Source organism: Marinobacter persicus (assembly GCF_002934325.1).
Taxonomy (GTDB): Bacteria; Pseudomonadota; Gammaproteobacteria; order Pseudomonadales; family Oleiphilaceae; genus Marinobacter; species Marinobacter persicus_A.
This window is the reverse complement of record NZ_PTIV01000018.1, coordinates 23,166-37,727: the sequence shown is the minus strand read 5'-3', so window position 1 is coordinate 37,727 and position 14,562 is coordinate 23,166. Positions and strand designations below refer to the sequence as shown.

Below are 14,562 nucleotides of genomic sequence, written 5' to 3'. Positions count from 1 at the left end.
AACTCGCCATCCGTGATTGTCTGTGCCGTCCTTGGCTATTTCACATTCAAGCGCGCTTGCGAACCACTTGGTACTTTCGTCCAAAATACTCCACCGGTACGCTGAGCATGTGTACTAGGCGAGTAAACGGGAACAGTACAAAGATGGTCAGGCCCAGGAAAATATGGGTCTTATAGACCCAGTGCACGTCAGCAATGTGGTCAGCGACACCGCCTTGAAGAGTAAAGATTCCCTGAGCCCAGGCTGTGAACTTGAGCATAGTGCCACCATCCAGGTGTCCCATCGTGGGCAAGATGGTGAGCAGCCCGAGAGCCAACTGAATTACCAGGATGGTGATGATCATATTGTCAGCAAAACTGCTGCTGGCCTGAACCCGTGGGTCGGTCATCCGACGGTAAGCAAGCATACCTCCACCGATGATGGCCATCACGCCAGCAATACCACCAACAACAATCGCCATCACCTGCTTCTGGCCGGGCGACACCAACCATTCATAGGCCCAGTGAGGTGTCAGCAGACCTACCAGATGACCAAAGAAAACCACCAGCACCCCTACGTGGAATAGCACAGATGCCAGCACCATGTTCTTCTTGCGAAGCAGCTGGCTGGAATGAGCTTTCCAGGTAAACTGGCCATGGTCGTAACGGGCCCAGGTACCAATAAACAACACGACCAAGGCGATATAGGGATAGATTCCAAACAAGAGCGTATTAATATAGGACATTGTCTTTTCCTCCTGCGCTTCAGGCGCGCCCCACCGGACTGGATGTAGCGTCCGTCATCAACTGGTCACTAAGGTGAATGGTCTGACTCTGCTCGAGCTCGCGGCGGCGTTGACCAACCACTCCACCGGTGCTGCAGGAACTCCCCTGGTCGTCCACAAATTTCACCATTTCTTCCTCCCAAACTTTGTCCAATGCTTCAGGCGTGTCGTCGCGCTCTTCCGAGGCAACGATCTGCGCCAGTTCCTGGCGATCCGTCTTGCGGCCAGACAGGACCAGCAGGGAATCCATCACAACGTGGTAGGCGCTTTTGCGCTGGTACAACCGCTCGCCGAGCAGGCCGAGAATATGGTGGATGTCTTCAAGCCAGTTCCGGATTTCACTCCATGGCCGGGTAGACAGGTATTCGAGGAACAACGGCAGGTAGTCCGGTAGTTCCCGGGCGTCAATCTCCAGGCCGTTGGCCCGGTATTGTTCCATCAGGTCAACCATGGCTTGGCCGCGATCACGGGACTCACCATGAACGTGTTCGAACAGTAGCAAAGAGGTTGCCCGGCCCCGATCGAAGGTACCCACATAGGATTCCTGACCGTCCATCAGGTCTTCGTCACACAGGCGGTCGATGAACGTCAGCAGCTGCTCTTTATTTTGCCGGGGCAACCGGCTGTCCTCAAGGACGACGGCTACCAACGCATCTTTGGAAGCCTGGAGTTCTTCGTTGGGGTACTCAAGCACCCGCGCCATTACTTTTAGAAGTTGCATCTCGGCTTCCTTATTCCTGCAGCTGTTTCGGGTCAACCTGTTTCACGGTGGTCAGCTTCTGCACCATGCTGGTGGTCTGCTTGCGGCTGCCAAACATGTTGAATTCGCTGTCACCGTTGCAGCCGTCGCCGAAGCTGAAGCCACAACCACCGCGCTCGCCGTGGGCGTCCGGAAACGCCTCCTTAGCCAATTCGCGATGACTTGTAGGGATCACGAAGCGGTCCTCGTAATTGGCAATCGCCAGGTAACGGTACATTTCGTCAGCCTGGGCCTTGGTCAGACCTGCTTCCTGCAGTGCACTCAGATCTTCCCTGCCCTCTACAGTTTCAGCGCGCTTGTACAGGCGCATGGCCATGATGCGCTTGAGTGCCCGCACAATCGGCTTTTCGTCACCGGCAGTGAGCAGGTTAGCCAGATATTTGACCGGAATCCGCAGGCTTTCAATCTTCGGCAGTACACCGTCAAACTCGACCTTGCCGGCTTCCGCTGCGGACTGGATCGGGCTCAGGGGCGGCACGTACCAGACCATGGGCAGGGTCCGATATTCCGGGTGCAGCGGCAGGGCCAGTTTCCAATCCACCGCCATCTTGTAGACCGGGCTGCGCTGGGCGGCTTCGATCACGTTCATGGGGATGCCGTCCTTCTTCGCCTGTTCGATCACTGCGGGGTCGTCAGGGTCCAGAAAGATTTCCAGTTGTTTTTCATACAGCTCGTGCTCACCCGGGGTGCTAGCCACCTCCTCAATGCGGTCTGCGTCATACAGCAGAACACCCAGGTAGCGGATACGACCGACACAGGTCTCGGAACACACTGTCGGCATACCCGCTTCAATCCGCGGGTAGCAGAAGATGCACTTCTCGGACTTGCCAGTTTTCCAGTTGAAGTAGATCTTCTTGTACGGGCAGCCGGAAACACACATCCGCCAACCACGGCACTTGTCCTGGTCGATCAGCACGATGCCGTCTTCTTCCCGCTTGTAGATGGCGCCGCTGGGGCAGCTGGCCACGCAGGTGGGGTTCAGGCAGTGCTCGCACAGGCGCGGCAGGTACATCATGAAGGTGTTTTCGAACTCGCCGTAGATATCCGCCTGCACCTGGTCAAAGTTCTTGTCCTTGCGACGCTTGGCGAACTCGGTACCCAGGATTTCTTCCCAGTTGGGGCCCCATTCAATTTTCTGCATCCGCTGGCCCGAGATCAGCGAGCGTGGCCGGGCGACCGGCTGGTGCTTGCTGTCACCTGCGGTGTGCAGATGCTGATAGTCAAAATCGAACGGCTCGTAGTAGTCGTCGATCTGCGGCAGGTCCGGGTTGGCGAAAATGTTCGCCAGAATCCGGAAACGGCCACCGATCTTCGGACGGATCTTGCCGGAGCTACTGCGCATCCAGCCGCCCTTCCACTTGTCCTGGTTCTCCCACTCTTTCGGGTAGCCGATACCAGGTTTGGTTTCGACGTTGTTGAACCAGGCGTATTCCATGCCTTCCCGGCTGGTCCAGACGTTTTTGCAGGTCACTGAACAGGTATGACAGCCAATGCACTTGTCCAGGTTCAGTACCATGCCAACTTGGGAACGGATTTTCATTTTACAGCCTCCTGAACAGTGTCATTGCCTTCGCCGTCGAGCCAGTCGACGTTGTGCATCTTGCGCACCACCACGAACTCATCGCGGTTAGAGCCTACGGTGCCGTAGTAGTTGAAGCCGTAGGAATACTGGGCGTAACCACCGATCATATGGGTCGGTTTCGGGCAGACCCGGGTAACCGAGTTGTGGATGCCGCCACGGGTACCGGTGATCTCGGAACCGGGAATATTCACTATCCGCTCCTGGGCGTGGTACATCATCACCATGCCCGGCATGACCCGCTGGCTGACCACCGCCCGGGCCGCGATGGCACCGTTGGCGTTGAACAGTTCAATCCAGTCGTTATCCTCAATCTGCATCTCTTTGGCATCGTCCTCACTCAGCCATACAATCGGGCCACCGCGGGACAGAGTCAGCATCAGCAGGTTGTCGCTATAGGTGCTGTGGATGCCCCACTTCTGGTGCGGGGTGATCCAGTTCAGCGCCTTCTCCGGGTTACCGTTGCTACGCTGGTTCAGCATGCTGCTGACCGTCTTGGTGTTGATGGGCGGACGGTATACCAACAGGCTCTCACCGAAGGCCCGCATCCACTCGTGGTCCTGATAGAACTGCTGACGACCGGTCAGGGTGCGCCAGGGGATCAGCTCGTGGACGTTGGTGTAACCGGCGTTGTAGGACACGTGCTCGTCTTCCAGGCCAGACCAGGTCGGGCTGGAGATGATCTTGCGCGGCTGCGCCACTATGTCCCGGAAGCGGATCTTTTCGTCTTCCTTGTTAAGGGCCAGATGGGAATGATCCAGACCGGTGAACTCGGATAACGCCGCCCAGGCTTTCACCGCTACCTGGCCATTGGTTTCCGGCGCCAGGCTCAGGATGACTTCCGCCGCATCAATGGCGCTTTCAATCTTCGGACGACCGGCGTTCGCACCCTCGATATGCTTGTGGTTCAGGTCACCAAGGAAGCTTACTTCCTTCTCAGTGTTCCAGTTGATGCCCTTGCCACCGTTACCCAGCTTGTCCAGCGCTGGCCCAAGCGAGGTAAAGCGTGCGTAGGTGTTGGGGTAGTCCCGCTCAACGGTAACGAAGTTGGGCGCGGTCTTGCCCGGGATCAGCTCGCACTCGTCCCGCTTCCAGTCCTTGACATCGAAAGGCTGACCCAGCTCTGCCGGTGCGTCGTGCAGCAGCGGCAGGGTGACCACGTCTTTCTCGACACCCAGGTGACCCTCGGTCGCCTTTGAGAAAGCCTTGGCAATGCCCTTGTAGATGTCCCAGTCACTACGCGCTTCCCAGGCCGGATCGGTGGCGGCAGTCAGCGGGTGAATGAATGGGTGCATGTCAGACGTATTCAGGTCGTTCTTTTCATACCAGGTTGCGGTCGGCAGAACTATGTCGGAATAAAGACACGTCGTGGACATGCGGAAGTCCAGAGTGATCAGCAGGTCGAGCTTGCCTTCCGGCGCCTCGTCGTGCCATTTCACTTCTTTCGGCTTGGCACCGCCTTCTTCACCAAGGTCTTTGCCCTGCAGACCGTTCTTGGTACCCAGCAGGTACTTGAGCATATATTCATGGCCCTTGCCGGAAGAACCCAGCAGGTTGGAGCGCCAGATGAACATATTGCGCGGATGGTTCTGGGGCGCTTCGGGATCTTCGCAGGCGAAGGCCAGGGAGCCGTCTTTCATGGACTGGGCCACGTAGTCCGACACTTCCATTCCAGCTTTTTCAGCTTCTGCAGCAATACCCAGCGGGTTGCGGTTCAACTGCGGCGCAGACGGCAACCAGCCCATGCGCTCGGCACGGACGTTATAATCGATCAGGCTGCCACCGAACCTGGATTTGTCCGCTAGCGGTGACAGAATTTCGTCCACTCCCAGCTTCTCGTAGCGCCACTGGCCGGAATGGGCGTAGAAGAAAGACGTAGAGTTCATGTGGCGCGGCGGGCGCTGCCAGTCCAGGCCAAAGGCCAGCGGCTGCCAGCCGGTCTGCGGGCGCAGTTTTTCCTGACCGACATAGTGGGCCCAGCCGCCACCGCTCTGGCCGATACAGCCACACATGATCAGCATGTTGATCAGGCCACGGTAGTTCATATCCATGTGGTACCAGTGGTTCATACCGGCACCAACGATGACCATGGAGCGGCCCTTGGTCTTGTCAGCGTTGTCGGCAAACTCACGGGCAATGCGGATTACTTTGTCTGCGGGTACGCCAGTGATCTTTTCCTGCCAGGCGGGGGTATAGGGCTTCACTTCGTCGTAGGAAGTAGCGCCATCGTCATCGCCCAGGCCACGGCTGATGCCGTAGTTGGCCACCATCAGGTCATAGACGGTCACCACGCGACCTTCCGCGCCATCAGCCAGCTGAACTTTGCGGCTGCCCAGCTTGTGGGTCAGGGTGTCGCTGATTTCAACGTGCTGGAAGTGATCGTGCTCAATGCCACCGAAGTACGGGAAGGCAACATCAACGACTTCATCGTGCTTCTCAACCATCGACAGCTGCAGTTCCACATCGGACTTGTTAGCAGTCTGCTTCAGGTTCCACTTGCCCTTCTGACCCCAGCGGTAACCGATAGAACCGTTAGGCGCTGTCAGCTCGTTGGTTTTCTGATCAATGGCGATGGTTTTCCACTCGGGGTTGTTCTCTTCCCCCAGGCCATCCACCAGGTCGCTGGCTCGCAGGAAGCGGCCCGGCACATAGCGGCCATCCTCACGCTGCTCCAGCATGACCAGGTACGGCATGTCCGTGTAACGGCGTACGTAATCAGTGAAGTACTCGCTTGGGTTGTCAACGTGGAATTCCTTCAGAATCACATGGCCCATGGCCATACCCAGCGCAGCGTCAGTGCCCTGTTTCGGGTTCATCCATTCGTCAGACAGCTTGGAGACTTCGGCGTAGTCCGGGGTGATAGCAACGGTCTTGGTACCCTTGTAACGCACCTCGGTAAAAAAGTGGGCATCCGGGGTACGGGTCTGGGGTACGTTAGAACCCCAGGCAATGATGTAACCGGAGTTGTACCAGTCGGCGGACTCGGGCACGTCGGTCTGCTCACCCCAGGTCTGCGGGGAAGCCGGCGGCAGGTCGCAGTACCAGTCGTAGAAGCTCATACAGACGCCGCCAATCATCGACAGGTAGCGGCTGCCAGCCGCGTAGGACACCATGGACATGGCCGGAATCGGCGAGAAACCAAGGATGCGGTCCGGGCCGTGCTTTTTGGCAGTGTAAACGTTGGCGGCAGCAATCAGCTCGTTGACTTCGTCCCAGCCGGAACGCACAAATCCGCCCATGCCGCGTCGGGGTTTGTACTCAGCGGTTTTCTTCGGGTCTTCCACGATGGATGCCCAGGCATTCACCGGATCTTTATGCTCAACCTTCGCGGCGCGCCAGAGCTGCATCAGGTGCCTGCGCATCAGTGGGTATTTCAGGCGATTCGCACTGTACATATACCAGGAGTAGCTGGCACCACGGGGGCAGCCTCGGGGCTCGTGGTTGGGCAGATCAGGACGGGTACGGGGATAGTCGGTCTGCTGGGTTTCCCAGGTGACCAGGCCGTTCTTTACGTAAATTTTCCAGCTGCAGGAGCCGGTGCAGTTTACGCCGTGGGTGGAACGCACGATCTTGTCATGCTGCCAGCGCTGGCGGTAGCTGTTTTCCCACTCGCGGCCGACATCGTGGGTTTCACCGTGGCCGTCCGCAAACGGCTCGCGCTTTTTCCTGAAGTAGTTCAGTTTGTCGATCAAATGACTCATGGTCTCTCTCCGCTCTTGCAGTCTGCCGGATCGCTCTTTTGATGCTGTTCTAATTAGCTCCGAATTCGACTCATTTTCTGCCACGAGAGCAATAAAATCAGCGTGGTTACTACTATATAACTCACTCCTACCACTGAGGTGGTAGGACTTTATATCCCCGTATAACGAACTCCCTGCCAACCGCCAAGTGCAGAACTTTAAATCGGAAGGGAGATAGTGCGACGCAGACGAGAGCAACAGTCGGTACAAGCTCCTTTTTTCCAAGTACGGAATTGCCGCCGATCCGATCAAGAGAGTATTCTGCGCTGACTTAACTCATCAAAACCCGAAATATCAGAGGCAGACTAACCATGAGTATCAAAGCCACAATCGGTATCATGACTATTAGTGACCGGGCCAGCTCGGCGGTTTATGACGACCTGTCAGGCCCTGCGATTATCGAAACACTTGACGCCTATTTAACTTCCGAGTGGCAGTCAGAGTACCGGGTAATTCCTGATGAGCGACCGGTGATCGAGGCTACTTTGAAAGAGCTGGCCGATGAAAAGGGGTGTTGCCTGATTGTGACGACCGGCGGCACAGGCCCAGCCACCCGTGACGTAACCCCAGAGGCAACAGAAGCAGTCTGTGATCGAATGATGCCCGGGTTCGGTGAACTGATGCGATTGGAATCTCTCAAATACGTGCCAACAGCAATTCTGTCCCGCCAGACTGCCGGTCTGAGGGGTGATACGCTTATCATAAACTTACCGGGCAAGCCCAAGGCCATCCGACAGTGTCTGGACGCTGTATTTCCCGCAGTGCCTTACTGCATTGATCTTATGAACGGCCCCTATCTGGAATGTGATGAAGCCGTTATTAAACCGTTTCGCCCTAAAACTTGATCTTTTCGCCCATAGCATGTGGACATGCCTGTCGATACGAATTCATTGACTTGACATGAGTCTTTAAACTATACCAATCTACCGAAATTAACGCCGAGCTGCTGAGCCTAAACACCCTTTGGGTACATGGACCGTTAGCCGTGGCTCCAGCCACCGGGTCAGCCTGGAAACGGCCTGACCTCCCGAACTTGGAAAGGTGTGTCATGCTGATAGGCGTCTGTTCGCGTCGGTTTGGTTATCTGCGGCGTTGGGTGTTGCGCATACCCAACCCGGCACCTGGCCATGAGCCTGGGGTGAAGGAAGTGACGCATGACATTTAGCACCATTATTTTGGCCGGTGGCCTGTCATCGCGCATGGGGCAGGACAAGGCGTTGTTGACCACCGGATCCCTATCTTTGCTCCATCACATGCAAGCACTGGCACGCTCCGCTGACAGTGACGACATTCTAGTTAGTCGGAATGCCCCAGGCTTTATTCCTGACAACTTTTCCGGAGGCGGGCCTCTGGCGGGACTTGAAGCCTGCCTGCCCCACTGCCGCCACCTGCGGGTTCTGGTTCTGGCGGTCGACACGCCCCTCCTGAGTACCTCGACGTTACAAAAACTCGTGTCCGCCGCTGAGTCACACCCCGTTTTCGGCAACAACAGCCCCCTGCCCTGCGTTTTGCACAGCAATAAGCTGGTGTCTGATTATGTGCGGTCTCTACTCATGGACCCGAACCAGAAAGCTGCCATGCATCGGGTGCTGGACTTTGCTAATGCCCGCGCCATCGAACTGAAACAGAACGAACTCTTTAACGCCAACACCCCGACTGACTGGCAGCATTGCCGGCAACAACTACAGATCAGGAATCAACATGGGTAAATCCGACACAAGTATTTTTCATCCTTTGACACTGGCGATTCTGACGGTTTCCGACAGGCGCACTCACGAAGACGACACCAGTGGTGATCTGCTGAAAAACCTGGCCACGGAAGCGGGCCATCAGGTTGTTGAACGCAAACTACTGCCAAACAATCGGTACCAGCTGCGCGCTTGTGTCAGCCAGTGGATCGCCGGCAATGAGGTTCAGGTGGTGCTGATCAATGGCGGCACCGGTTTTTCAGAAGGCAACAGCACCGTAGAGGCGCTTCAGCCACTGTTTGACCGCGAGGTGCCTGGATTTGGCGAACTGTTCCGTCAGCTCTCGTATCAACAACTGGGTTCGTCGGCCCTGCAGTCTGGCGCCATTGGCGGACTGGCCAATCAGACGCTGGTGATCGCCGTACCAGGCTCAGGCAACGCCTGCGAACTGGCCTGGCACGAGCTCATCCAACCACAGCTCGACAGTCGCACCCGGCCCTGCAGCTTTTACTCCCATCTCAAGCCCGTAGAGGCGCAAAGGGAAACCAACTTATGCAAGAACTAACTCATCTCGACTCTGGCGGCGCAGCAGCCATGGTTGATGTTTCCGGCAAAACCGCCACCCGACGAGAAGCCCGTGCCGGTGCGGTGATCCAGACCCGACCAGATGTGATCGAGCTGATCGAGCAGGCCCTGATCAAGAAAGGTGATGTGGTGGCTACCGCACGCATCGCCGGCATCATGGCCGCGAAAAAAACCAGTGACCTGATTCCTCTTTGCCATCCTCTGCCCTTAAGCAAGGTCGCCGTTGATTTCCGCCTTTATGCCGACAATGGCCGAATCGAAGTTGAGACACTGTGCGTTGTCACCAGCCAGACCGGCGTGGAGATGGAGGCCCTCACGGCGGCATCCGTTGGGGCACTCACGGTGTACGACATGTGCAAAGCGGTCGACCCCGCCATGAAGATCAGCGATATCCGCCTGCTGGAAAAACAAGGCGGCAAGCGAGGACACTGGCAACGTGAGGATCCAACCGATGCTTGATGTGATATTTTTTGGCTCACTGCGCGAACGGGTAGGCTGTGACCGGATACAGTTCGAAATTGATCAACCAATGACAGTCCAGGCCGTGATTGACACGCTCCTGGCACAGTCAGAGCAATGGCAGCCCCTCGTCAATCGCCGAATGCTCTGTGCTGTGAATCAGGAAGTTGCTAACTTTAACGCCCAGGTTTGTCCCGGAGATGAACTGGCGCTTTTTCCACCAGTAACCGGGGGCTGATGTGGCGATTCGCATTGCTCTCCAGACCGAAGATTTTGACCTTGGCAAGGTACACGCCCGTCTGCGTGACAATCCCCGCTGCGGGGCGCTGGTGACCTTCACCGGTCTGGTGCGTGATCTGGCCGAAGGCGGCCTGAAAGGTCTGACACTGGAACACTACCCCGGCATGACCGAAAAGGCCCTGCACCAAATTGCCGAGGACGCCTGCACCCGCTGGCCAATCGGTGAACTGGAGATTGTTCACCGGGTCGGTCGCCTCGGCCCGAATGAGCAGATCGTGCTGGTGGCCGTCAGCTCCTCGCACCGGGGAGATGCCTTTGCGGCCGCCGAGTTTGTCATGGATTACCTGAAAACCCGGGCGCCTTTCTGGAAGAAAGAACACACTGTCAATGGCGATCACTGGGTAGAGGCACGAGGCAGCGACGACCAGGCTGCCTCCCGCTGGCGACCGATCAACGAGACCGATCACTAATGCGATTTTTGCTGCTGGGCCTGTGCCTGCTCGGTTATACCCAGGTTTTCGCCGGCGAACGCTTGACCATCGCCGCCGCCTCGGACCTGCGCTACGCCCTGGACGACATCGTGGCTGAATACCGCCAGCAGGAACCAGACGCCCGCATTGATGTGGTGTACGGCTCTTCCGGCAAGATGACCAGCCAGATCACCCACGGTGCACCCTACGATCTGTTTTTCTCGGCAGACATCCGCTACCCGCAACAGCTGTTTGAAGCCGGGTTGACCACCTCTGAACCGGTGCCTTATGCCCGTGGCCGAATTGTGCTCTGGAGCACCCGTCTGGATGCTGCCGAACTCACCCTGGAAGACTTGCCCGAACTTGACCTGCAACGCATCGCCATCGCCCAGCCCAGTCATGCACCCTACGGTGCTCGTGCCAAAGAAGCACTGATCTCAGCTGGCGTGTGGGACGCCGTTAAACCCAAGCTCGTTTATGGCGAGAATATCGCCCACACCGCACAGATGGTGCAATCCGGCGCGGCTGATATCGGTATTATTGCGCTGTCTCTCGCGCTGTTTCCGGAGCTGGCCACTGACGGCCACTACCTAATTCCCGAAGAGGGCCATCAGCCGCTGATCCAGGGCTATGTCACCACACAGAAGGCCGTCGACAAGCCACTGGCTGACCGGTTTCGTCGCTATCTGCAGACGCAAGCCGCCCACGGCATTCTGGACAAATACGGCTTCACCCTGGAGTAACCGTCTTGAGCTTCACCCTATCGCCGGCGGACTGGCAGGCCATACTGCTGACCCTGAAACTGTGCAGCCTGACCACCCTGATCCTGCTGATCATTGGCACGCCGCTGGCGTGGTGGCTGGCCTGGGGGCGCAGCCGCCTGCGCACTGCGGTTCAGGCGATTGTCGCTCTCCCCCTGGTACTGCCGCCCACGGTTCTGGGATTTTACCTGCTGATGCTGTTGGGGCCACAGGGCGCGGTCGGCGGAACCCTGAATCAGTTCGGCCTGCCCCACCTGGCCTTCAGCTTTGAAGGCATTCTTGTAGGCTCCGTGCTCTACTCCATGCCCTTTGCCGTACAGCCTCTACAGCAGGCGTTTGTCACCCTGGGCAAACAGCCACTGGAAGTCGCCGCCACCCTGGGCGCCTCGGCCCGCGACCGCTTCGTTCATGTCACCCTGCCTCTGTGCCGTGGCGGTTTTATCGTGGCTGCGACACTCAGCTTCGCTCATACGCTGGGAGAATTCGGCGTTATTCTGATGCTCGGCGGCAGCATTCCCGGTGAAACCCGGGTACTCTCGGTGCTGATCTACGATCATGCCGAAGCAATGAATTATGCCGCCGCCCACAGCCTGTCGCTGGGCATGCTGGTGGCGGCCTTTGTGGTTTTATTTATTGTTTATGGTGCCCAGAAGCGTTTTGATCAGGTGAAGCCATGAGCCTGACCCTGGATTTCAGGCTGCCACGGGAGCAGTTCACCCTGAACGCGAACGTGAGTCTCCAGTCCCGGGGCGTGCATGCGCTGTTCGGCCGCTCCGGATGTGGCAAAACCAGTCTGTTACGGGCCATTGCCGGACTCGAGCCGGACTGCCAGGGTCAAATCAGCTTTAATGACCACCACTGGCTGAACGGCAAAAAAAGTCTGCCGCCCGAACACCGGCGGCTGGCGATGGTATTCCAGCAACCGGGCCTACTACCCCATCTTGGCGTTCGTGACAACCTGCTGTTCGGCTATAAACGTACGCCACCGGCCCGGCGCCACATGGACCCGGATGACGTTATCAAGATGCTGGATCTGTCGGCGCTGCTCACGCTGCGAACCAGCCAGCTATCCGGCGGCCAGGCACAACGGGTGGCACTGGGGCGAGCGCTGTTGCGCAGCCCCGAGCTGTTGTTGCTGGACGAACCCCTGGCGGCGCTGGACCACGCTGGTAAAGCCGAAATCCTGCCCTACCTGCTGAGGATGATCCGCCATAGCCGCATCCCGGTCCTCTTTGTCAGCCATCATCTGGACGAAGTGGTGCAGTTTGCCGATCAGCTGATCCTGATGGAGCAGGGACAGATTGTCAGTGCCGGGCCATTGCAGTCACAGTTGAGCCGCCCGGAGTTCGCCCGCTTTGGTGCCCTGTCAGTGCTGGCGTGCCGCATCTGTCACAACGAGGGTGCGATGCTGGAACTGGCCCTGGGCCAGCAGCGCATGAAGGTACCCGCGCTGCCGTTGAACGGAACCGAATGTCGCCTGCGCGTGCAGGCCCGGGATGTCAGCCTGAGCCTGAACCGACTGCAGGACAGTAGCATCAGCAACCAGCTGGAAAGCCGGATTGAGGCGATCAGTCCCGCGCCCCATGAGGCGGAAGTACTGATACGGCTAAACGTGGAAGGACAGCCGCTGCAGGCACTGATTACCCGAAATTCGCAACAGCGGCTTCAATTAGAGGAAGGTATGCGGGTGTTTGCCCAGATCAAAGCGGTGGCGATCCACTGAAACCACCACCCGGCTTCTCAGCCTAACAGCGCATCAAAGGGACGGATCTGAATTCTCGCACCAACCGACTGACTCTCCGCTTCCTGGGGTAGTAATATAAAACAATTAGCGCGGGACACCGAGGTCAGCATGCCCGAACTTTGCGGGCCGGAAGGCTTCACTTTCAGCACACCGGCTTCCTGCCAGAACACACCGCGCTGAAAATCCATCCGCCCCGGCTGCTTGCGCACCGGCTCAGCCAACTCGGCAGTGAAAGTCTCGGGCTCGGCCGGCGCTTCACCCGCCATCCGGCGCAGCACTGGCTGCACCAGCTGGTCCAGGGTGACCACTGCCGCCACGGGATTGCCCGGCAGGCCAAAGAACCAACCGTCTCCAAGCTTGCCAAAGGCAAAGGGTTTGCCGGGCTTCATAGCCACTTTCCAGAAGTTTACCTCCCCCAGCCGGTTCAACACCTGACGGGTGTAGTCGGTATCACCCACGGACACACCGGCGCTGGTCAGCAGCAGATCGGCCGTCTTCATGGCCCGCTGGAACGCTGCTTCAATCTCCTCGGGTTTGTCCGGCAACAGCCCCAGGTCAACAATCTCTACACCCAGTCGGCTCAGCATTGCTCTGAGCACATAGCGGTTGCTGTCGTAGATCTGCCCGGCGGCCAGCGGCTGCCCCGGCAGCGCCAGCTCATCACCGCAAGAAAGCACTGCGACCCGAAGCCGTTCATACACCGGCACCTCGGCAATGCCCAGCGAAGCCAGCAAGCCGATATCCACGCTTTTCAGGCGGCTGCCGGCATTCAGTACACAAGCACCCTCGGCAATGTCTTCACCGGCCAGACGCACGTTCTCGCCAGCCCCAGGGCATTTCAGCAGACGCACGCCCTGCTCTTCAATGGCCATGTTTTCCTGCATAACTACGGCATCGGCGCCGGCTGGCAGCACTGCACCGGTCATGATGCGGATGCAGCTGTCCGGCACCAGTTCCCCGTCGAACGGATGGCCCGCCAGCGATTGCCCCTGCAGCGGCAATAACTGCCCCTCTTTCAGGCCAGCGCTGCTCACGGCATAGCCATCCATTGCCGAGTTGGTATGGGCAGGGACATTCAGGCCGGAGACCATGTCCTCGGCCAGCACCCGCCCCAGGGCCTGATCCAGAGGAATAGACTCAATCCGACCAATGGGCTGAACCTGCTCCAGCATGTTTTCCTGGGCATCTGTAAAGGGCTTGAGTACCGGTTTATTCATGCAATATCTCCATCATGGTCGAATCACCAGATAACTTAATCGCCCGGCGCGGACAATGCACACGGGCACTAAACGAATTCAGAAAATTTCCGACAGGAGGTTAGGTAAGCGGGAAGGTCTCGCCACCATCAGCACCACCATGGCAAAGTTGCACCCATTCCAGCTTTTGAGCAACTTGAGTAAAAACCTTGCATTGGCAGATAGCTTAATTGCAAATCTCAATCAACTGCTTTGTAGCTAGACGTGAAGCCACCTGACACTTGGGTAACGGCAATTTGACTTCCTGCTCCCAGCGGCTTGAGTCCTCCCCATGGATATATCACCCGGCACATTCATGCATTAGCAGTATTTGTTATATTATGCTAAAAGGACGAACCGGAAAAATCGCTCCCCCGTTGTGGGTATAATTTCATATATGGGTTTTTCTTTGATTCAACTCAATCCGTTGCGCGCAGGAATTTTCTTGTTTGCTGCTCACGCCGACCTTGATCAGTTTTAACCGCAGGTTGCTGGCGCTCCGAGGCATGAGCAAAGCAACAGCGTTATGTTGACAGAG

14 protein-coding genes and 1 riboswitch are annotated in these 14,562 nt (G+C 57.5%); of the genes, 9 read left to right on the top strand and 5 right to left on the bottom strand.

Annotated features, from left to right (window positions below; all coding sequences use genetic code 11):
• Positions 1-46 precede the first annotated feature (46 nt).
• From narI to BY454_RS10460, 4 genes are read right to left on the bottom strand one after another with little or no spacing between them, the layout of a single operon-like run.
• The gene (gene narI, locus BY454_RS10475) at positions 47-724 is read right to left on the bottom strand and encodes a respiratory nitrate reductase subunit gamma (RefSeq protein ID WP_104416358.1); all 678 of its coding nucleotides are present in this window, start codon (positions 722-724) and stop codon (positions 47-49) included.
• 19 nt (positions 725-743) lie between these two features.
• Positions 744-1,484: a nitrate reductase molybdenum cofactor assembly chaperone gene (gene narJ / locus BY454_RS10470; protein WP_104416359.1), complete on the bottom strand. Its 741-nt coding sequence runs from the start codon at positions 1,482-1,484 to the stop codon at positions 744-746.
• Between the two features lie 10 nt (positions 1,485-1,494).
• A complete protein-coding gene (gene narH, locus BY454_RS10465; RefSeq protein ID WP_104416360.1) occupies positions 1,495-3,063 on the bottom strand; it encodes a nitrate reductase subunit beta in 1,569 nt (522 codons plus the stop codon).
• Positions 3,060-6,803 (bottom strand): nitrate reductase subunit alpha, encoded by a 3,744-nt coding sequence (locus tag BY454_RS10460; protein ID WP_104416361.1) that lies wholly within the window; start codon positions 6,801-6,803, stop codon positions 3,060-3,062. Before BY454_RS10460 ends, narH begins: the two co-directional genes overlap by 4 nt.
• A gap of 350 nt (positions 6,804-7,153) precedes the next feature.
• Here BY454_RS10460 and mog point away from each other — a divergent pair, with 350 nt between their 5' ends.
• The 9 genes from mog (at position 7,154) to modC (ending at position 12,768) form a co-directional block, all read left to right on the top strand.
• Positions 7,154-7,687, top strand: coding sequence for a molybdopterin adenylyltransferase (gene mog, locus BY454_RS10455; RefSeq protein WP_104416362.1), 534 nt, complete (start codon positions 7,154-7,156; stop codon positions 7,685-7,687).
• A gap of 79 nt (positions 7,688-7,766) precedes the next feature.
• Positions 7,767-7,902, top strand: a riboswitch (molybdenum cofactor riboswitch).
• A 94-nt stretch (positions 7,903-7,996) separates the two neighbouring features.
• Positions 7,997-8,551: a molybdenum cofactor guanylyltransferase gene (locus BY454_RS10450; protein ID WP_104416363.1), complete on the top strand. Its 555-nt coding sequence runs from the start codon at positions 7,997-7,999 to the stop codon at positions 8,549-8,551.
• Positions 8,544-9,095: a molybdenum cofactor biosynthesis protein B gene (gene moaB, locus BY454_RS10445; RefSeq protein ID WP_104416364.1), complete on the top strand. Its 552-nt coding sequence runs from the start codon at positions 8,544-8,546 to the stop codon at positions 9,093-9,095. Before BY454_RS10450 ends, moaB begins: the two co-directional genes overlap by 8 nt.
• On the top strand, positions 9,083-9,574 hold the full coding sequence (gene moaC / locus BY454_RS10440) for a cyclic pyranopterin monophosphate synthase MoaC (protein WP_104416365.1): 492 nt from the start codon (positions 9,083-9,085) through the stop codon (positions 9,572-9,574). Before moaB ends, moaC begins: the two co-directional genes overlap by 13 nt.
• On the top strand, positions 9,567-9,812 hold the full coding sequence (locus BY454_RS17190) for a MoaD/ThiS family protein (protein WP_104416366.1): 246 nt from the start codon (positions 9,567-9,569) through the stop codon (positions 9,810-9,812). The genes moaC and BY454_RS17190 overlap by 8 nt, the downstream gene beginning before the upstream one ends.
• A 7-nt stretch (positions 9,813-9,819) precedes the next feature.
• Positions 9,820-10,284, top strand: a complete 465-nt coding sequence (gene moaE / locus BY454_RS10430) for a molybdopterin synthase catalytic subunit MoaE (protein WP_374953550.1) — start codon at positions 9,820-9,822, stop codon at positions 10,282-10,284.
• Complete coding sequence (gene modA / locus BY454_RS10425; RefSeq protein WP_104416368.1) at positions 10,284-11,027, top strand: molybdate ABC transporter substrate-binding protein; 744 nt, start codon at positions 10,284-10,286, stop codon at positions 11,025-11,027. The genes moaE and modA overlap by 1 nt, the downstream gene beginning before the upstream one ends.
• Positions 11,028-11,032: 5 nt before the next feature.
• A complete protein-coding gene (gene modB / locus BY454_RS10420; RefSeq protein WP_104416369.1) occupies positions 11,033-11,722 on the top strand; it encodes a molybdate ABC transporter permease subunit in 690 nt (229 codons plus the stop codon).
• Positions 11,719-12,768 carry a molybdenum ABC transporter ATP-binding protein gene (gene modC / locus BY454_RS10415; protein ID WP_104416370.1) on the top strand — a complete coding sequence of 350 codons (1,050 nt, stop codon included), beginning with the start codon at positions 11,719-11,721 and terminating at the stop codon, positions 12,766-12,768. Before modB ends, modC begins: the two co-directional genes overlap by 4 nt.
• Before the next feature lie 17 nt (positions 12,769-12,785).
• Here modC and moeA read toward each other — a convergent pair whose 3' ends face one another.
• Positions 12,786-14,006 carry a molybdopterin molybdotransferase MoeA gene (gene moeA, locus BY454_RS10410; RefSeq protein WP_104416371.1) on the bottom strand — a complete coding sequence of 407 codons (1,221 nt, stop codon included), beginning with the start codon at positions 14,004-14,006 and terminating at the stop codon, positions 12,786-12,788.
• Positions 14,007-14,562: the final 556 nt, after the last annotated feature.

What these genes read in the sequence shown, in the direction of transcription:
- narI (WP_104416358.1), bottom strand. Translation starts at nt 724, where the DNA reads ATGTCCTATATTAATACGCTCTTGTTTGGAATCTATCCCTATATCGCC.
- narJ (WP_104416359.1), bottom strand. Translation starts at nt 1,484, where the DNA reads ATGCAACTTCTAAAAGTAATGGCGCGGGTGCTTGAGTACCCCAACGAA.
- narH (WP_104416360.1), bottom strand. Translation starts at nt 3,063, where the DNA reads ATGAAAATCCGTTCCCAAGTTGGCATGGTACTGAACCTGGACAAGTGC.
- BY454_RS10460 (WP_104416361.1), bottom strand. Translation starts at nt 6,803, where the DNA reads ATGAGTCATTTGATCGACAAACTGAACTACTTCAGGAAAAAGCGCGAG.
- mog (WP_104416362.1), top strand. Translation starts at nt 7,154, where the DNA reads ATGAGTATCAAAGCCACAATCGGTATCATGACTATTAGTGACCGGGCC.
- BY454_RS10450 (WP_104416363.1), top strand. Translation starts at nt 7,997, where the DNA reads ATGACATTTAGCACCATTATTTTGGCCGGTGGCCTGTCATCGCGCATG.
- moaB (WP_104416364.1), top strand. Translation starts at nt 8,544, where the DNA reads ATGGGTAAATCCGACACAAGTATTTTTCATCCTTTGACACTGGCGATT.
- moaC (WP_104416365.1), top strand. Translation starts at nt 9,083, where the DNA reads ATGCAAGAACTAACTCATCTCGACTCTGGCGGCGCAGCAGCCATGGTT.
- BY454_RS17190 (WP_104416366.1), top strand. Translation starts at nt 9,567, where the DNA reads ATGCTTGATGTGATATTTTTTGGCTCACTGCGCGAACGGGTAGGCTGT.
- modA (WP_104416368.1), top strand. Translation starts at nt 10,284, where the DNA reads ATGCGATTTTTGCTGCTGGGCCTGTGCCTGCTCGGTTATACCCAGGTT.
- modC (WP_104416370.1), top strand. Translation starts at nt 11,719, where the DNA reads ATGAGCCTGACCCTGGATTTCAGGCTGCCACGGGAGCAGTTCACCCTG.
- moeA (WP_104416371.1), bottom strand. Translation starts at nt 14,006, where the DNA reads ATGAATAAACCGGTACTCAAGCCCTTTACAGATGCCCAGGAAAACATG.